This is a genomic window from Microbacterium suaedae, assembly GCF_003254645.1.
GTDB classification, from domain to species: domain Bacteria; phylum Actinomycetota; class Actinomycetes; order Actinomycetales; family Microbacteriaceae; genus Microbacterium; species Microbacterium suaedae.
Map to the genome: position 1 here is coordinate 425,544 of NZ_PNFD01000002.1, position 18,614 is coordinate 444,157.

General features: G+C 69.8%; 13 protein-coding genes. 3 read left to right on the forward strand and 10 right to left on the reverse strand.

Annotated features, from left to right (window positions below):
• Nucleotides 1–18 precede the first annotated feature (18 nt).
• From C0012_RS08635 to C0012_RS08650, 4 genes are all read right to left on the reverse strand, one after another.
• On the reverse strand, nucleotides 19–3,462 hold the full coding sequence (locus tag C0012_RS08635) for an error-prone DNA polymerase (protein WP_110589016.1): 3,444 nt from the start codon (nucleotides 3,460–3,462) through the stop codon (nucleotides 19–21).
• Nucleotides 3,462–5,165, reverse strand: a complete 1,704-nt coding sequence (locus C0012_RS08640) for a Y-family DNA polymerase (RefSeq protein ID WP_232527836.1) — start codon at nucleotides 5,163–5,165, stop codon at nucleotides 3,462–3,464. Before C0012_RS08640 ends, C0012_RS08635 begins: the two co-directional genes overlap by 1 nt.
• A 293-nt stretch (nucleotides 5,166–5,458) precedes the next feature.
• Nucleotides 5,459–6,172: a hypothetical protein gene (locus C0012_RS08645; protein ID WP_110589397.1), complete on the reverse strand. Its 714-nt coding sequence runs from the start codon at nucleotides 6,170–6,172 to the stop codon at nucleotides 5,459–5,461.
• A 480-nt stretch (nucleotides 6,173–6,652) separates the two neighbouring features.
• On the reverse strand, nucleotides 6,653–7,603 hold the full coding sequence (locus C0012_RS08650) for a hypothetical protein (RefSeq protein WP_162621839.1): 951 nt from the start codon (nucleotides 7,601–7,603) through the stop codon (nucleotides 6,653–6,655).
• 227 nt (nucleotides 7,604–7,830) lie between these two features.
• Here C0012_RS08650 and C0012_RS08655 point away from each other — a divergent pair, with 227 nt between their 5' ends.
• Complete coding sequence (locus tag C0012_RS08655) at nucleotides 7,831–8,352, forward strand: 2'-5' RNA ligase family protein (protein ID WP_110589014.1); 522 nt, start codon at nucleotides 7,831–7,833, stop codon at nucleotides 8,350–8,352.
• A gap of 324 nt (nucleotides 8,353–8,676) precedes the next feature.
• Here C0012_RS08655 and C0012_RS08660 read toward each other — a convergent pair whose 3' ends face one another.
• Nucleotides 8,677–9,714, reverse strand: coding sequence for an App1 family protein (locus C0012_RS08660; RefSeq protein ID WP_110589013.1), 1,038 nt, complete (start codon nucleotides 9,712–9,714; stop codon nucleotides 8,677–8,679).
• A gap of 6 nt (nucleotides 9,715–9,720) precedes the next feature.
• Nucleotides 9,721–10,359, reverse strand: a complete 639-nt coding sequence (locus C0012_RS08665; RefSeq protein ID WP_110589396.1) for a DedA family protein — start codon at nucleotides 10,357–10,359, stop codon at nucleotides 9,721–9,723.
• Between the two features lie 121 nt (nucleotides 10,360–10,480).
• Here C0012_RS08665 and leuS point away from each other — a divergent pair, with 121 nt between their 5' ends.
• Nucleotides 10,481–13,048 carry a leucine--tRNA ligase gene (gene leuS / locus C0012_RS08670; protein ID WP_110589012.1) on the forward strand — a complete coding sequence of 856 codons (2,568 nt, stop codon included), beginning with the start codon at nucleotides 10,481–10,483 and terminating at the stop codon, nucleotides 13,046–13,048.
• 62 nt (nucleotides 13,049–13,110) lie between these two features.
• Here the strand turns inward: leuS and C0012_RS08675 are convergent, their stop codons facing one another.
• Together C0012_RS08675 and C0012_RS08680 are read right to left on the reverse strand one after the other, a co-directional pair.
• A complete protein-coding gene (locus C0012_RS08675) occupies nucleotides 13,111–15,570 on the reverse strand; it encodes a ComEC/Rec2 family competence protein (protein WP_232527837.1) in 2,460 nt (819 codons plus the stop codon).
• Nucleotides 15,567–16,178, reverse strand: coding sequence for a ComEA family DNA-binding protein (locus C0012_RS08680; protein WP_110589011.1), 612 nt, complete (start codon nucleotides 16,176–16,178; stop codon nucleotides 15,567–15,569). Before C0012_RS08680 ends, C0012_RS08675 begins: the two co-directional genes overlap by 4 nt.
• Before the next feature lie 146 nt (nucleotides 16,179–16,324).
• Between C0012_RS08680 and holA the strand changes: the two genes are divergently transcribed.
• Nucleotides 16,325–17,359: a DNA polymerase III subunit delta gene (gene holA, locus C0012_RS08685; protein WP_110589010.1), complete on the forward strand. Its 1,035-nt coding sequence runs from the start codon at nucleotides 16,325–16,327 to the stop codon at nucleotides 17,357–17,359.
• 122 nt (nucleotides 17,360–17,481) lie between these two features.
• Here holA and rpsT read toward each other — a convergent pair whose 3' ends face one another.
• Both rpsT and C0012_RS08695 read right to left on the reverse strand, forming a co-directional pair.
• On the reverse strand, nucleotides 17,482–17,742 hold the full coding sequence (gene rpsT / locus C0012_RS08690) for a 30S ribosomal protein S20 (RefSeq protein ID WP_110589009.1): 261 nt from the start codon (nucleotides 17,740–17,742) through the stop codon (nucleotides 17,482–17,484).
• A gap of 113 nt (nucleotides 17,743–17,855) precedes the next feature.
• Nucleotides 17,856–18,608, reverse strand: a complete 753-nt coding sequence (locus tag C0012_RS08695; protein ID WP_110589008.1) for an alpha/beta hydrolase — start codon at nucleotides 18,606–18,608, stop codon at nucleotides 17,856–17,858.
• Between the last annotated feature and the right edge of the window lie 6 nt (nucleotides 18,609–18,614).

Below are 18,614 nucleotides of genomic sequence, written 5' to 3' on the forward strand. Positions count from 1 at the left end.
GGGCACCCGGGTCGCCGATCATCGGAAGTCCCGCGAACGATGGCCGATGCCGACGCGGAGGTCCTCGAATCCGTCCGCGACGAGGTTGACGACGCCCTCGGGTGAGCGCTCGAGCATGCCGCGCGCGATCAGGGCCGGGCTGTCTCGCACGACGCGGCGATAGCGCGTCCAGACTCCGACCGAGCAGACGACGTTCACGAGCCCGTGCTCGTCCTCGAGGTTGAGGAAGGTGATGCCCGACGCGGTCGCGGGACGCTGCCGATGGGTGACGAGCCCCGCGGTCTCGATGCGGCGACCGGTTTCGTGCGTGCGCAGGCCGATCGATGTGAGCACGCCCCGCGCGTCGAGGGCGCTGCGGAAGTGGGTGAGCGGATGATCGTCGGTCGACACGCCGGTCGCCCACAGATCGCTTGCGAGCCGTTCGTAGCTCGAGGGGTCCGCGAAGAGCGGCGGCTGTACGGACAGCGCCGTGCCTGGCAGGAAATCGGGGCGATCTTGGGCGGCGGAGCCCGCGAGCCAGATTGCTTCGCGTGTGCCGTGCCCCAGAGATTCGAACGCACCCGCCGTCGCGAGGGCTTCGAGCTGCTGCTCGGTGATGCCCGTGCGGCGTACGAGGTCGGACATCGACGAGAAGGCGCCCGCTCTCTCACGCTCGGACACGATGATCTCGGCCGTACGCCCGCCGATTCCCGTGATCCCGGAGAGACCGAGTCGGACGGCGAAGCCTGCGTCGCGCCGGTGCGCGGCCGAGTCGTCGGGTGCGGAGCGGTCGAAGGGTGCCGGCTCGCTCACGACATCGACGGGTGCGTGGTCGATGAGGCAGGAGTCGCGGCCTGTCGGCGCACGCCGCGGGGGTTTGAGGGGCTCGAGGGGTTCGAGGGGCTCGAGCGTCTCGTGCGCGTCGGAGCGCAGGATGTCGGGGCGACGCACCTCGACGCCGTGACGGCGGGCATCGGCGGTGAGGGTTGCGGGGGAGTAGAACCCCATCGGCTGCGAGCGCAGCAGCCCCGCGAGGAAGGCGGCGGGGTAGTGCAGCTTGATCCAGCTCGATGCGTAGACGAGCAGAGCGAACGAGAGGGAGTGCGACTCGGCGAAGCCGAAATTCGCGAACGCCTGGATCTGCGCGTAGAGCCGTTCGGCCTGCTCGCCGTGGATGCCGTTCGAGGCCATGCCCGTGAAGAGCTTCTCCCGCAGCTTCTCGATGCGTTCCTGCCCGCGTTTGGATCCCATCGCCCGGCGCAGCAGATCGGCGTCTTCTCCCGTGCAGTCGCCGATCGCCATCGCCATCTGCATGAGCTGCTCCTGGAACACGGGGATGCCTTTCGTGCGCTTCAGGACGGGTTCGAGCTTCGGGTGCGGGTAGGTGACGGGCTCGAGACCCATCTTGCGGCGGACGAACGGGTGCACGGATCCGCCCTGGACGGGGCCGGGGCGGATGAGGGCGATCTGGATGACGAGGTCGTAGAAACGGCGCGGCTGCAGGCGGGGGAGCAACCCCATCTGCGCCCGGGATTCGACCTGGAAGACGCCGATCGAGTCGGCGCGGCAGAGCATGTCGTAGACGGCGGGCTCCTCGCGCGGCAGCTCGCGCAGATCGAAGCGCTCGCCCGTCGCACCGGCGATGATGTCGAAGCAGTGCTGCAGGGCCGCGAGCATGCCGAGGCCGAGCAGATCGAACTTGACGAGCCCCATCCACTCGGCGGAGTCCTTGTCCCACTGGATGACGGTCCGGCCGGGCATGCGCGCGTGCTCGATCGGGACGACCTCGCCGACAGGACGGTCGGTGAGCACCATGCCGCCCGAGTGGATCCCCAGATGGCGTGGCGCGGTCAGGAGCTCCTTCGCATAGTCGAGCACCTGGTCGGGAATGTCATGGTCGGGTCCGGATTCGAGAGAGGCGCCCCAGCGTTCGACCTGGCGCGACCAGGCGTCCTGCTGGCCGGGTGAATAGCCGAGCGCACGGGCGACGTCGCGCACGGCGTTCTTGGGGCGGTATTGGATGACGTTCGCCACCTGAGCGGCGCGTTCGCGGCCGTACTCGTCGTACACCCACTGGATGATCTCCTCGCGCCGATCGCTGTCGAAGTCGACGTCGATGTCGGGTTCCTCGTCGCGCATGGCCGAGAGGAAGCGTTCGAAGGGCAGCTGGTAGTAGATCGCATCGACCGCGGTGATGTCGAGCAGATAGCAGACGGCGCTGTTCGCGGCGGATCCGCGTCCCTGGCAGAGGATCCCGCGCCGGCGAGCCTCCGCGACGATGTCGTGGACGATGAGGAAGTAGCCCGGAAAGTCCTTCTTCTCGATCACATCGAGTTCGTGCGCGATGCGTTCGCGATCGGCCGCGGACAGGCGCGGGTAGCGGCGCGGGACGGCGCGCCAGACGAGTTCGCGCAGATAGGACATCGGCGTGTGCCCGTCGGGGACCGGCTGCTTCGGCAGGGCGGGGCGGGCCGCTCGCAGCGGGAACACGAGCTCGTCGGCGAGGTGTGCGGCGGCTTCGACGGCCCCGGGGAAGCGGGAGAAGATCCGGGCCATTTCGTCGCCGGAGCGGAGGTGGGCGGGGCCGCCCGCAGGCAGCCAGCCGTCGAGATCGTCCATGCTGCGGGTCGCACGGATGGCCGCGACCGCCTGGGCGAGGCGCACCTTGTCGGGGCCTGCGCAGTGCGCATTCCCTGTGGCGACGAGCGGCAGACGGACGCGTTCGGCGAGCAGTGCGAGGGCATCGTTGCGGTGGTCGTCGAGCGGATCGCCGTGGTGGGTGAGCTCGACGAACACGTTGTCTCGGCCGAAGAGGGAGACGAGGCGCCGCAGCTCGTGTTCGGCGCCGCTGAGCTGTTCGTCGGGGGAGACGTTTCGGCGCAGGGCCTGCCCGACGGATCCCTTGCGGCATCCGGTGAGCACCGCCCAGTCGCCTGAGGACTCCTCACCGAGATCCTCCAGGTCGTAGACGGGGCGCCCCTTCTCCTGTCCTCGCAGCTGCGCGCGGGTGATGGCGCGCGATAGTCGGTGATAGCCCTCCTCGCGCCGGGCGAGCACGAGGAGGTGCTGGCCCGCGGGATCCGGAAGGCCCTTCTGGGGTGCGGGCAGGTCGAGCGAGAGCTCGGCGCCGAACGCCGTGCGCACCGAGGTGTGCTCGGCGGCCTCGGCGAAGCGCACGATGCCGTAGAAGCCGTCGTGGTCGGTGAGCGCGAGGGCCTCCAGCCCGAGCCGCTCAGCCTCCTCGACGAGATCTTCGGGGGAGGAGGCGCCGTCGAGGAACGAGTACGTCGAATGGGCGTGCAGCTCGGCGTAGCGCACACGGCTCTTTCCGCGCGCGATGCCCGGTGGCTCGTAGGCGGCGCGTTTGCGGCTCCAGGCGGGGCTGTCGCCCCCGTCGACGGCGGCGGGCCGCGGATCGGGGCGGCGCCCGCTCAACGTGCGTTCGAGCTCGTTCCAGGGGATCGGCGGATTCTTCCATCCCATCAGGAGTACCTGCCTTCCAGCCACCAGCGGCCGTCTTCGAGAACCGCGAGCCAGGCCGCCTGTTCTTCGTCGACGATCTGGAAGCGGTGAGCGCGGCGGGCTCGTGCGGGATCCCATGTGCGCTCGACGATCGGCCAAGGGCCGGCCCAGTGGGTGATGCGCCGCCCGTCGATGACGGCGGGCGGTGTCGTGAGGAGCCCGCGCTCGTCGATCGCGACGGGGACGTCGTGCGCCCCGACGATGTGCGCGGCACGCGCCTCATGGAACACCTCTGCGGGCAGGGGCGGGGGGAGGGATCCGGGCCAGGGAAGATCGCGGCGTCGCGCGGGGCCAGCGGCGTCGCCCCAGGGGCGGAGCGTCTCGCGCTCGGCGAGCCAGCGACCGCCGCCGATGGTGGGGGTGAGCACGCCTCGATGCCCGAGCGCGCTCTGCACGCGCGTCATCGCGTGGTGGGTGCGCTCGTCGGGGCCCTGTCCGACGAGCGCGGGCTGGTGTCCGGTCGCGTCGTCGACGGCATCAGGTTCGAGCAGGATGCGTGTGACACCTCCCGAGAGCGAGGGAGTCTCGAGAGAGGGCTGCAGCTGCCAGCGCACGCGATCGACGATGCTTGCGGCGTCGAAGCTCTGCGGGTGCTGCCAGATGCGCTCGCTGCGGGAGCCGAGGTCGCTCTCGATCGTGACGCGCAGGGCCGTGCAGACGAGCCCTGCACCACCGAGGCCGTCGCAGAACGCATCGGCCGTGCGGCGCACCGCGAAGGCGACTTGATCGGCGAGCTCGAGGGGAGGCTCGAGAACGAGCTCGCGCGCGAGCTCGGGCGGCGGTACGCGGGGGACGACGGTGCGTGAGTCGGCGCCGGCGGCGAGATCGCGCAGACGGGATCCGTGGGGGCCGAGTCGGTCGTGGATGCGCTCCGCGGGAAGCGCGGCGAACTCGCCGAGCGTCTGCACGCCGAGGCGGGAGAGGAAGAGTGCGAGCTCGTCGTCGCCGAGGGCGGCGACCGGCAGCGGCGCGAGGAACGCGGCCGCCTCCCCGGGGGCGACGATGCGCACGGCATCGTGGGGAGGGGTGGTTCGTGTTGCCTGTTCGGTTGTGGACGGTCCGTTGGTGGTGTCTGTCTGGGGGTCGTGGATGCGCCCGGGGGTGTGGGGAGGGGTGGTTCGTGTTGCCTGTTCGGTTGTGGACGGTCCGTTGGTGGTGTCTGTCTGGGGGTCGTGGATGCGCCCGGGGGTGTGGGGAGGGGTAGTTCGTGCTGCCTGCTCGGCCGTGAACAGCCCGTCGGCGACGCCTGCCCGAGCGTCGACGAGGCCGTCATCGGCGAGGGCGCGGAGGAGCGTCTCGGCCGCGGCCCGCTCGCTGCGGTAGAACCGGGCGGGGCCTCGGGCGCGAAGGGCTGCGACACCGGGGCGCAGCGGTTGGACGCCGGGGGTGAGTTCTTCGAGCCGGGTGAGAACGCGGTGGAAGGCGCGTTCATCGCGCCCTTCATCGGCGGGGAGCAGGCGCAGGCGCGAGCAGGCGCCCTGCGCATCGCGACGTCGCTGTCCGCGGCGGACGCCCTCGGCTCGGGCAGCGGCGGAGCAGGTGATGACGCGTCCGTCGCGCACGATGGCGAGCGGGTCATCGGGGGAGACGCGCTCGCTCTCGGCGACCTCGCGTGCCTGCGTCCGCAGATAGGCGGTGATCGGCCAATCGGGCAGCCACAGCACGATGGTGCGCTCGGGCGTGGTGCGGTCGTGCGCGGATATCTCGGTGGTGGGTGCTTGTGGGGTCTGGTCGTGTGCGGGGTCGGGGAGAGGTTCTTCGTGGGGTACTTGTTGGGTGCTGGGGTCGGGCGTGGCGTGGTCGTGTGTGTTCTTGGGATGGGCGTCTTCGGGCGTGGTCGTTGCGGTGGTGTACCCCGGCGTGGCGTGCCACTGTGCGGTATCAGGGCGGGTGCCATCCTGCGCGGCTCGCCTCTGGAAAGAGGGAGTCGCCGTTCTCGGGAGCGAAGCCGACGTCATCATGCACCGACCGCAGCCAGATGCCCGTGTCGGTGGGGGCGCACCGTCGTGGATGCGAAGGGGCGATCCACCCCGCCCGAGGGGCCGGGGAGGAGGACGCGTACGGTGCGCGGCCGGGGCATGCGTCGGCCCGCGGCGGCGAGCGTCACGGCGCGCGAGGTAATCAGGCCGTGCCCCCGTCCGATCCCGCTCCATTCGGCCTCGCTCATCGTGAGGGAGAGATCGACACCGCGCCACGGGCCGACGACGAGCAGGGCGCTGCCACGATCGCGCAGGCGTGCGTCGAGGCGCGCGACTTCGGCTGAGGTCGCCGGACGGGGAGGGCGGACGGCGACGAGGGGGAAGACCTCGGCAGCGGACGACGCGGCCTGCAGCCAGCGATCGCCCGGAGAGGGGATGAGCGCAAGTCGCGAGAGGTCGACGCCGTACCCCTCTGCCGCCTCGGCCGAGAGGTCGGGTATGCCTACCGTGGCGCACCACGATCCCTCCCGGGAGGAGGCACCGAGCAGGGCGAGGAGGAGGCTCGCGGAGTCGGGCAGTGCGTAGCTCGCCCCAGGGCGCAGCCCACCGGAGGGGAAGAGGGGGGCGAGGGCGTCGTGGACCGGCAGCGCATCGACCTGAGCGGTGCGCCGCTGCATCTGGCTGATCTGCGCCTGCAGGCGCGAGACCATCGCCGTCTGCTCCGCCTCTACGGCGGCCTGTGCGACTGCCATCTTCACGCCCTCATTCTAGAAACTATGTTCGATGAAACCAAGTGATATTCGAACACTAGTTCGAACCTCTGACAAACGAACGAGTGAGGGCCGATAGCCTCGCGCAGACGCGAATACCCATCGGGAACCGTTCGTCCGCAGAGCGCTCAGTACCGCGCCTGACGTGATGCCGCTCCCGAGTGCGGATCCGCCCCTGCCTTGCGCCGCCGAGTGCAATTCCGCCGTCCAAAGCGCCGCCGAGGGCGTGTCCGCACTCGGGGGCCCGAGGCCCTCCGGCGAGGATGCCGTGGGGGTCGGCGAGTGTCGTGTCCGCCCACGACGGTGCGACGTTGTCCGGCGAAGGATGCCGTGGGGGTCGGCGAGTGTCGTGTCCGCTCAGTGTCGTGTCCGCCCTCGGTGGCCAGAGGCCCTCCGGTGAGGATGCCGCTGCGATCAAGGCGAAGGGAGCGTCCGCGGGGCGAAGCCCGTCGGGTGTGTGGATCAGGTCAGTCCGAGCTTGCGGCGCACGCGCCGAGGAACCTCGCTCGATAAACGGAAGACATGACGGGATGTGAGGCGCACATACGACCAGCCCGAGTCTTCGTATCGGGAGAAGCGTTCGATGTCGCGCTCGAACTGTGCACGATCCATGTGTCCTTCCCCCTCGTATTCGATTGCCAGCTTCCTGCGCGGATACGCCAGGTCGGCAGTGCCGATGAAATCGTCGGTGTCGTCGTACACGTCGTGATCAAGGATCGGTTCCGGAAGTCCCGCATCTACGATGAGGAGGCGCGTCCATGTCTCTGGTCGCGACGACGCCCCAGTGCGTGCACGATCGAGGGCGAGACGCAGCCTCGGGGCCGCGCGCCAACGATGCTCGTCGAGGATCCCAGCGAGGATCTCGCGCGTCGTGTAAGGATCCGTTCGGTCGAGGCGAACCAGACCGCCGGGTGCGCGCGGGACGCGGAGCAGGTGATCGGTGGCTGCGACGAGGTCGTACTCCTCAAGATACGGTCCCAGAGTCGCCCACGTCACAGCAGGGCCAGGGACGCGGAGGCCGTGGACCTCGTACACGGGGACAGTCATGCCGACGCGTGTTCCACGGATCCCCGGCCGTCGTGGCGGTGTCCTCGGAAACTCGACGCCGACGTGCAGTTCTGCGTGGAGACCGGACGGCAGGGGAACGCCGACGATGAGTGCCGCCGTCGGTCCGACGAAAAACGCGTGGTCGGGCATGATCTCGGCGTAGGCGCGGATGCGCCGCCAGGCGTCTGCACGTTCGCCCGCCGCGCCGGATTCCCGATCCGGTGTCATCTCGAGTGTGCGTACGCCGCGGAAGGGGACGGCGAGAGCCGGGTTCCGCAGACGCTTCTCCGTGACGCCCGCCTCGCGTGCTGAGCGCACGGAGAACGACTTTCCGAGTTCATCGGGGAGGTCGAGTGGCGGCACCATGCGACGACAGTGCCACGTCGCGCGGGTGCGCACAGAAGTTATCCACAGGTCCGGCGGTCTCGCTGAGTGGACCGCGCACCCGCTGGCTGTTCCCGAGTGTGGGGATGCCCTTCTGGGTGAAGATGAGGGCGCGCGTGCACTCGGGAGTCAGGGACGTGGCGATCTCACCTGCAGTCGTCGAGCGGGGCGGCTTGGTCCGGTGGGGGCAATGCGACAGATGATGGAGTATGCGACGAACAGCATTGGTGATCCGAGCTCCCGAGGCCGATGCGGTCGTCGGACACTGGCGCGAAGGTCTGGCGAGCGATGCGCGACGGGGCGTGCCCGCGCATTTCACTGTGCTCTTCCCATTTGTTCCCGTCGTCGACATCGATGGCGCCAGGGATCGGATCGCCGCCGCCCTCGCACCCATCGCGCCGTTCGAATACGCCCTCACTTCGACGGCATGGTTCGGCAGTGACGTGCTGTGGTTGGCACCAGATGACGATGTGCCCTTCCGGACACTGATCGGATCCGTCGAACGCGCCTTCCCCGCCCTGCGCCCGTATGGCGGAGCACACGCGCAGACGGTCCCACACCTGACGATCGGTGACGGCCGCGCGCTTGCGGATCTGCAGGAGGCAGAGCGGGCGATCCAGGCGCGCCTGCCGATCCATGGCCGGGTGGAGCGCCTGACCCTCCTGGCCGAGCAGTCGGATGCGACCTGGCGCACCTCGGAGACCTTCCCGCTCGGGCGCGAGCGGCTATGAAGTGCCTCCCGAGTGTCTAGCGGCCCTGTGCCGCCGTGGAGAGGGCGTGTCGGCACTCCGGAATGTGTGGCACGTGCGCGTGTGGATGGTGCGTGTCGCCGGGCGGCGTCATGGCATGACGGGTGGCTTCCCGAGTGCCTAGCGGCCCTGTGCCGCGGCGGAGGGGGCGTGTTGGCACTCTGGAGCGTGTGGGGTGTGCACCGTCGTGCGGCGTCATGGCATGCCGGGTGGGTTCCCGAGTGCGTAGCGGCCCTGTACCGCACCGGAAGGGGCGTGTCGGCACTCTGGAACGACTGGGGGCCGCGCAAGCAATGCGCCGTGCCCTCAGCCCAGCAGCCCCACCCGCTCGAGGCGCTTCGCGAGGCCCGCGCCGTCGTGCGATGCGACCCACGGCACGCCGGCCGCGGAGTGGTCGTCGACCGAGGTACGTCCGCCGGCGAGGACGGCCTCGGTCGCTGTGAGGCGGCGGATCGCGACGCCCGCGACCGACGACGGGTGTTCGGCCGTGAACTGCGTGTAGATTTCGTCGTCGTGCTGGCCGTCGTCGCCGATCAGCAACCACTCGATGTGTGGGAACTCCTCCGCGAGGCGCCGCAGGTTCTCCTCCTTGTGGGCTCGGCCGCTGCGGAACCAGCGGTCGTGCGTCGGGCCCCAGTCGGTGAGCAACATCGAGCCGCGGGGGAACAGATTGCGGTACAGGAAACGGGTCAGCGTGGGGGCGACATTCCACGCGCCCGTCGAGAGATAGATCATCGGCGAGGCTGGATTCTCGCGCATCAGACGCTCGAGCAGCACCGCCATACCGGGGACGGGCTGCCGGGCGTGCTCGTTGAGGACGAACGAGTTCCACGCGGCGAGCAGCGGGCGCGGCAGAGCGGTCACCATGACCGTGTCGTCGACGTCGCACACGACTCCGAAGCGCACATCAGGGTCGACGACGAACACGCGCGCGTCCACAGGGACGCCGCCCTCGACGGACATCTGGAACGTCTGCCATCCGGGCGGGAGATCAGCGGGCAGGACCGTGTCGATCACGCCGCCGCGATCCGCGACGATCTCGTGGTGTGCGTCGCCGATCACGACCGTCACGGTCGCGAACGCGACGGGGATCCCGACGAAGGATCGCCAGCCGCGCACGCCATCGTCGGATCCGCGACTCGCCAGCGGCGGGAGGATCAGCACGCGGCCGACGACACGGATCCATCCCTCGCCCCCGTATCCGGGGAATGGCACGACCTGCGGCGAACGTCCCGCCCGTCTGGCCATGCGTTCGCGCCAGCCGTGGAAGCGGCGCTCGATGCGGGCGACCCAGTGGATCTTGGAGGAAACAGCGCGCTCGGCGCGCGCGGGACGGGAGGACATCGCCCGTCAGTCTTTCATGTGGCGGTGTTCGAACCAGTGAAGGAGCTTCTTGCCCCCGAAGACGACGAGGAGGCCCACCACGATGATCCCGAAGAAGGCGTAGCCCGCCCAGTGGGCGCTGTCGGCCAGCTCGCGGTACGTCTCGGCCGCGCCGGCGGCGATCGTGATGTAGATCGCCGACCACAGAACGCAGGCGGGGAGGGTCCACGCGAGGAACTTCCGGTACGGGTAGCCCGACATGCCGACGGTGAGGGGCACGAGCGAGTGCATCACCGGCAGGAATCGCGAGAGGAAGATCGCGATGCCGCCGCGTCGGCGCAGGTACACCTCGGCACGCGCCCAATTGCGGGCGCCGATGCGGCGACCGAGCCACGAGTGCTCGATATGGGGGCCGGCCCAGCGGCCGATCGCATAGCCGATACTCTCGCCCGCGATCGCTCCCGCCACGACGAAGGCGCCGAGGATCACGCCTTCGACGGCTGACGTCACGCCCATCGCGCTGACGATGACGACCGTGTCGCCCGGCACGATGAGGCCGATGAGCACGCTCGTCTCGAGCATGATCGCCACCGAAGCGATGAGGATCCGCAGCCAGGGCGCGACGCCCTGCACGACGTCGAGGATCGCCGTCAGGACATCGTTGATCACGTCTTCGATCCTACGGGTCGGTGAGGTGTGTCGGCGGCGCGCGGTACTCTGGAGACTCTCCGAAGCGCGCGGGTACGCGCTCGCGCGTGCGTTCATCGACCGATAGGCCCCAATCGACGTGTCACAGACCACCGCTCCCGAAAACTCCGCACCCGCCGAGGTGCACGACGTCCACGCCGTCCAGGCGAAGTGGCAGGCGTACTGGGAGCGGAACGACACGTTCCTCGCGGGCGACGACGATGACAACCGTCCTCGCAAGTATGTCCTCGCGATGTTCCCGTACCCGTCGGGCGATATGCACATGGGGCACGCCGAGAACTATCTCTACAGCGACATCATCGCCCGGTTCTGGCGCCACCGCGGGTACAACGTGCTGCACCCGATCGGTTGGGACTCGTTCGGCCTCCCCGCAGAGAACGCGGCGATCCAGCGGGGTGCGGATCCGCGGGAATGGACCTACGACAACATCGCGCAGCAGCGGGCGAGCCTGAAGAAGTATGGCGTGTCGTTCGACTGGTCGCGCGTGCTGCATACGTCCGACCCCGAGTACTACCGCTGGAACCAGTGGCTGTTCCAGCAGCTGCATGACCGAGGGCTCGCCTACCGCAAGGAGAGCCCCGTCAACTGGTGCCCGAACGACCAGACGGTGCTCGCGAACGAGCAGGTCGTCGACGGCCAGTGCGAGCGCTGCGGCGCCGAGGTCGTGAAGAAGAACCTCACGCAGTGGTACTTCAAGATCACCGAGTACGCCGATCGCCTGCTCGACGACCTCAATCAGCTCGAGGGTGCCTGGCCGAGCAAGGTGCTGCAGATGCAGCGCAACTGGATCGGGCGCTCGGTCGGCGCCGACATCGACTTCCGCATCGAGGGGCGCGATGAACCCGTCACGGTGTTCTCGACGCGTCCCGACACGCTGTACGGCGCGACGTTCATGGTGGTCGCCCCCGACAGCGCGCTCGCCGCCGAGCTCGTCGCCGATGCCGATCCCGCGGTGCGGGCGCGCTTCGAGGAGTACCTCGCGGCGGCGCAGAAGGAGACCGACATCGAGCGGCAGTCGGCCGACCGCGAGAAGACGGGCGTCCCGCTCGAGCGGTTTGCGATCAATCCGGTCAATGGTGAGCGCCTCCCGATCTGGACGGCCGACTACGTCCTCGCCGACTACGGACACGGCGCCGTCATGGCGGTGCCGGCGCACGATCAGCGTGACCTCGACTTCGCGCGGAAATACGATCTGCCGGTGCGTGTTGTCGTCGATACGACGGCCCCCATCACGGGGGCGATCCCGGTGATCGAGACCGATGAGAACGGCGACATCATCGACCCGGATCCGCTGCCGAGCCCCGCGGAGACGGGGCAGGCGCTCTCGGGCGAGGGGCGGATGATGAACTCGGGCGATCTCAACGGGCTCTCGAAGCGCCATGCGATCGCGCGCGCGATCGAGATCCTCGATAAGCGAGGAACGGGCCGCGCGGCGAAGCAGTACCGCCTGCGCGACTGGCTGATCTCGCGTCAGCGCTTCTGGGGCACGCCGATTCCCATGGTGCACACCGCCGATGGGCGCATCGAGAAGGTGCCGGCCGAGCAGCTGCCGGTGACGCTGCCGCAGGCGAAGGATCTCGATCTGAAGCCGAAGGGATCCTCGCCGCTGGGCGCCGCGACCGAATGGGTCACGACGACCGATCCCGTCACGGGCGAGGAGGCGCTGCGCGACCCCGACACGATGGATACGTTCGTCGACAGCTCGTGGTACTTCCTGCGGTTCCTCTCGCCGGGCGACGCGTCGAACGCTTTCGACGAGAAGGACGCGCTTCGGTGGGCGCCTGTCGACAGCTACATCGGCGGTGTCGAGCACGCGATCCTCCACCTGCTGTACGCACGCTTCATCACCAAGGTGCTGTTCGACATGGGGCATGTCGACTTCACCGAGCCGTTCTCCAGCCTCATCAATCAGGGCATGATCCTGCTCGACGGCGCGAAGATGTCGAAGTCGAAGGGCAATCTCGTCGAGATCACCGACGAGATCGAGGCGCACGGGACCGACGCCGTCCGCGTCGCGCTCGCGTTCGCGGGGCCGGTCGAGGACGACAAGGACTGGAAGGACGTGCACGCGGCCGCCGCGACGAAGTTCCTGGCGCGCGCCGTGCGTGCCGCGGGGGACGTCACGAGCGACACCGGCGTCAAGTGGGCCGACGGCGATCAGGCGCTGCGGCGAGTGACGCACCGTCTGCTCGCCGACGCCCCGGGCCTCGTCGAGCAGACGAAGTTCAACGTCGTCGTGGCGCGCCTCATGGAGCTCGTCAACGCGATCCGCAAGACCATCGACGGCGGGCCCGGCGGGGGTGACCCGGCCGTGCGCGAGGCCGTCGAGGTGACGGCCATGGTGCTCGACCTCTTCGCACCACACACCGCCGAGGAGATGTGGGAGACGCTCGGCTACGAGCCGTCGATCAGCCAGGTCTCGTGGCGACCCGCCGACCCGACGCTCCTCGTCGAGGAAGACGTCACCGCGGTCGTGCAGGTCAACGGCAAGGTGCGTGCGCAGCTGACGGTTCCCGCCAAGATCGATGCCGAGGCGCTCGAGCAGATGGCGCGCGACGACGAGAAGGTGCAGCGCTTCGTCGGCGACAAGCAGATCGTGAAGGCGATCGTGCGCGCGCCGAAGATCGTCAGCCTCGTGGTGAAGTAAACCGCGAACTGTAGGAGGAGGGCGTCCCGTGGGGACGCCCTCCTCGTCTTCTCTGCCGAACCTCAGCGCCGTTCGCGCCAGATCCGCAGCCCGTCGGCCGCGCTCACCAGAACGAGGCCGTCGGCGTCCGTGCGCGCGACGCTTGCTCCCGACCGCGCGAGCGTCGCCAGCAGATCGGGGTGCGGGTGACCGTAGTCGTTCTCGCCGACTCCGATGAGCGCGATACGCGGAGCCGCCAGCACATAGAGCTGGGGCAACTGGTCTCGGCTGCCGTGATGCGACACCTTGACGACGTCGAACTCGCCCGTGAGACGGCCGGAGGCGAGGAGGAGCTGCTGGGCGTCCGCGGATAGGTCGCCGAGGAGAAGCGCGCGGGGCATCCCGGGCCCGTCGAACTCGACGACGAGGCTCGTGTCGTTCCCCGGCGCGAACGCGCGCGTATCGGCGGTGGGCCAGAGGACTCGCCACGACGCGTCGCCGAGCGTTCCGTGCATGCCCGCGGACGCTTCACGGACGTCATCACTCGCTGCGCGTGCGGGTGCGAGGTCTTCGACGCTCGCCGCTGGCCCGTGCAGGATCATGCTGACGCGGCCCGCGAGTGCGGGAAGATCGGCGGCGTGATCGGCGTCGAAGTGCGTGAGGAACGCGGTGTCGATGCGGTCGATGCCGAGACGCGCGAGACACGCATCGAGAGCGTCGCGGTCGGGGCCCGTATCGACGAGTCCGATGCGCCCCGCGGATCTGAGGAGGATCGCGTCGCCCTGACCGACGTCGCACAGCGCGATCGCCCAGTCGCGCGGTGTCGCGAGGGGTGCGACCGCGCCGTGCCACGCGACGGCGCCGGATCCGACCCCGAGCGCGAGGGAGAGGACGGCCACGCCTGCGCGGTGGATCCACATCCACGCGCGCCGCGGTGGCGGACGGACGATCGCTGCGACGACGCAGGCCCCGAACGCCGCGAGAGCGAAGAATCCCGTCCACCCCTCGTGCCAGGGCAGGCGTGCGGCGGGGAGGGATGCGAACGTCGTCGCCGTCTGGGCGATCCACGCCGACGGTGCCCACGCGAGCGCGGCCGCGCCGAGAGCGAGCGGGGCGAACGGCTGCGCGACGCACGCGACGAGCCCGAGTACGGTCGCGAGGGGTGCCGCGGGAGCGGCGATGATGTTGGCGACGACGCCGTAGAGCGCGACTTCCGGGGCGAAGAGGACGATGATGGGCCCGCACACGATCTGAGCGGCGAGCGGCACCGCGATGCCGAGCGCGAGCCCGCGGGGCATCCACCGTTCGAGGCTGCGCGCGAGCGGCTCGGCGAGCAGGAGCAGCGCGCCCGTCGCCCCCGCGGAGAGCAGGAAGCCGTACGAGGTCGCGAGCCAGGGGTCCGCCGCCACAAGAATCGTCACAGCGAGCGACAGAACGGCGACGCCGGATCCGCGACGGCCGACGAGAAGCGCGATCATCGCGATCGCGGCCATCGTGGCCGCACGGATCACGCTCGCCTCCGGTGTGACGAGCACGACGAAACCGGCGAGCACGAGGAGCGAGCAGGCGATGCGCGTGCGCCTGCCCGCTCCGCACAGGGCCGAGGCGCCGAAGGCGATGCCGACGACGAGCGCGCAATTGCTTCCGGACACCGCTGTGAGGTGGCTCAGCGATGACGCCTTCATCGCGGCGTCGAGCTCGTCTGAGACGCCGCTCGTCTCACCGACCGACAGTCCCGGGAGAAGCCCCGCGCCGGGCTCGGGCAGTCCGCTTGCGATGTCATCGACGAAGCCGCGTCGCAGCGTGCTCGCGACCGCGAAGATATGGGGCGGCGGCGCCCGCACCTCGACCCGCTCGGCGAATACGATCGCGACGGCGGCGTCTCCGGGGCCGGTCGGTTCCGCGTCGCCCGAGACCTCCACGCGCGCACCGAGGTCGAGTCCGTCCGGAGGGGATCCTCCGCGCCAGTTCACGCTCACGGTCGCGGTGCGGCCGCCCACATGGGCGGATCCATCGAAGCGCACCCCGTCCGCAACGGGCTCGATCTTCGTCGTGACCACGATGGTCAGAGACGACACGCGAGCATCGAGCTCTGTGCCGATTGCTGCGCGGACGGGTTGGGCGAGCGCTGCGTGGCTCGCGGCGACGGCGGCCGCAGCGAGCGCGATGCTCGCGAGCGTGCTCCATGCGCGGAGACGCCCTGGATGGGGCAGGAGTCCGACTGACGTGCATTCGCGAGGCCGAGACGCCGTCGCGGGCGGATCCGCGGGGTGCGACGACGATTCCGCATCGCTCGAAGCGCGAGGCCCGGTTGCGGCTGCGCGCCGGGCCGCAGCCGCCGCGACCAGGAGCGATGCCGCGGCGCCTGCCCATGCGGTGATCGCGACACCCGCGGCCGCGCCAGGCATGAGGACGGCGGCGAGGGCTGCGGCCCAGGCGACCACGGCGATCGGGAGCATCCTCAGATCGCGCGCGGACGATTGACGCGGAACCGCGCCGCTGCGGGGATCCGGCACGACGGTGTCGCGTCGCGCCGCACTCACGTCGTCACCAGATCCCGCACCGATGCCAGGACCGAGGGGCCGATCCCCGATACGGCGAGGAGGTCGTCCACGGACCCGAAAGGGCCCTCGGCCGCGCGCCAGTCGATGATGCGCTGCGCGAGGGCGGGGCCGATTCCCGGCAACGTCTCGAGCGTCGTGCTGTCGGCGGTATTGAGGTTCACACGAGCGGGTGTCGTTCCCCCGCCGGGAGCGACCGCGGCAGGCGTCTCTCCCTCGGCGGGGACGACGAGCTGCTCGCCGTCTGTCACGGGGCGAGCGAGATTGATCCCCACTGCGTTCGCGTCGTCTGCCAGGCCGCCGGCCGCCGCGATGGCGTCCACGACCCGTGCATCGGACGCCACGACGTACAGGCCGGGCGCGCGGACGGCACCCGAGACATGCACGTACGCGTCGCCGGAGAGTCCGGGCGTGAGGGCGGGCGAGGCGACGACCGGATCGTCGGCAAGATGCTCGACGGGCGTGCGTGCGCTTCGCCAGACCCCGATCCCCACCGTCGCGGCGAGCGCGATGAAGACGAGCAGGATCGCCGCGCCCACACCGAGCCGCGCGCGGGGCGCTGCTCGTCGATACGGTTCGAGGTCGGCCATGGTCGAGACGCTACGGATCGCTGAATCCGCGCGCGGCGCGGCCTGACTCGATCCTCAGATAACTCGCCCGATCCGATCCCTGTGGACACGTTGACAGGGGTGCCCACGCGCGAGGAATGTCGGTCGCCGCGACTACGCTGGAAGGCATGGCCGCACGACGATCAGGAACCGCGAAGAAGCCGTCGGCGATTCCGCAGTTGTCGTGGCGCGAGCCGCGAGCCGCGCCCGTCGTGCTCGTCTCCGGCCCCGAAGAGGTGTGCGCAGAGCGAGCGACGGCGGCGATCCGCGACGAGCTGAGGAGCGCCGATCCGTCGCTCGAGGTCACCGATTTGCGTGCCGACGACTACACCGCCGGCAGTCTGCTCGCAGTCACCTCTCCGTCGCTGTTCGGCGAGCCGCGCCTCGTGCGCATCGGCGGTGTGGAGAAGTGCTCCGACGCGTTTCTGCAGGAGGCGCTCGCATACCTCGACGCGCCGCAGGAGGGTGCGACGGTCGTCCTGCGTCACACGGGGGCGAGCGTCCGCGGGAAGAAGCTGCTCGAGGGCATCCGCGGCGGCGCGGGCGGCGGCGTCGAGGTCGCATGTCCGGCCATCAAGTACGACCGTGATCGCGAGGCGTTCGCGGCGGGGGAGTTCCGGCATGCAGGTCGCCGCATCAGCCCGAAGGCGCTCGGAGCGCTCACGCAGGCATTCTCGGGTGATCTGTCGGAGCTCGCGGCGGCCTGCCAGCAGCTGCTGCAGGACACTGCCGGAGACATCGACGAGAAGATCGTCGATCGCTACTACGGCGGCCGCATCGAGACGAGTGCATTCGAGGTGGCTGATGCCGCGATCGCAGGCGAATACGGGCGCGCTCTTCTCACGCTGCGCCATGCTCTCGATTCGGGGGCAGATCCGGTCCCGCTCGTCGCCGCGTTCGGGATGAAGCTCCGCACGATGGCACGGGTCGGCGGGCGCCGCGGGCCGTCGCGGCAGATCGCTCAGGAGCTGAAGATGACCGATTGGCAGGTCGACCGCGCGCGGCGCGATCTGCAGGCCGGGTGGTCGGAGCGCTCGCTCGGTCTCGCGATGCAGGCGGTGGCTCGCGCCGATGCCGAAGTGAAGGGCGCATCGCGGGATCCGGTCTTCGCCCTGGAGCGCATGGTCACCGTCGTTGCGACCCGCGCCCCCTTCGGCGCGTAGCTGGCAGGGTCCACGTCCGATCGGCGGATCGCATGCGCCTTGGCGAGCGACGCGCTCGGGCGACGACGCGCACGCAGAAGGCCCGCCCCCAGCGGGGACGGGCCTTCTGCGTGGTGCTCAGCTCAGAGAGCGGCGATCTGCTTCGCCAGCGCGCCCTTGCGGTTCGCGGCCTGGTTCTTGTGGATCACGCCCTTCGTGGCGGCCTTGTCGAGCTTCTTCGAAGCCTTCGCGAAGGCGGCCTCTGCGGCGCTCTTGTCGGCCGACGAGATAGCCTTGCGCGTCGCGCGGACGAGCGTCTTGAGCTCGCTCTTCACGATGCGGTTGCGCTCGCGCGCCTTCTCGTTGGTCTTGATGCGCTTGATCTGCGACTTGATATTTGCCACGTCGGTACAGACTTTCGTTCGTGATGTGCGTCGGATGTTGCCGGCCGGCAGTAGAGGGGCTGTCGTCCGACGAGTGCGGGTGTGGGGGCCCGCACGCAAGCCAAGAACCTATGTTACCAGGTGGATCGTGCGGATCCCGACGATGAGACCGTCGCGATGGCGAGGTCGAGGACTGCGTTCGTCACGCGCGGACGCATCGTCGTGAGCAGATGCGTCGTGCGCGGCACCACGATGAGCTCGGCACGGGGGACGAGGCGCGTGAACGTGCGCTCGCCCACGCGCAGCTGATCCCACTCTCCATTGACGAACCACACGGGCAGGGCCCGATGCTGCAGGCGCACGAGCGCCCTCGCGAGGGGCAGATCGGCGAGGCTTGCGAGCGCGCCGTCTTCTGCGCCCAGCGCATAGCCCCCGGCTTCGAGATCGGCGCGCGTCTCGGGCGGAAGCTGCGCGTCGAGCGCCCGCTGGATAAACCATCGCCCCTGGTTCGGCAGGCGCAGCACGCCGCGTGCCATGAGCCGATAGGCCGTGAGCCCGGCGCCTCGCGGAAACGCGGTGCAGCACGCCCCGACGAACGCCGATACTGGGGGAGCGGCTCCGGCCCGCCCCACGTATGCGGTCGAGAGCAGGCCGCCGAGGGAGTGTCCGACGAGCACGACCGGTCCGCGCTCGGCCGCGCGCGACACAGCACGGTCGATGGACCCGAGCGCCTCGTCGAGCGACCACGGCTCGCCCATGCGCGTACCGTGGCCCGGCAGATCGATCGCCTCGGCCGCAATTCCGCGTCGCTCGAGGTGCGCGAGCTGCGCGCGCCACATCGTCGCCGATGTGCGGATCCCGTGCACGAGCACGAGCTGGGGATCCATGCCGCC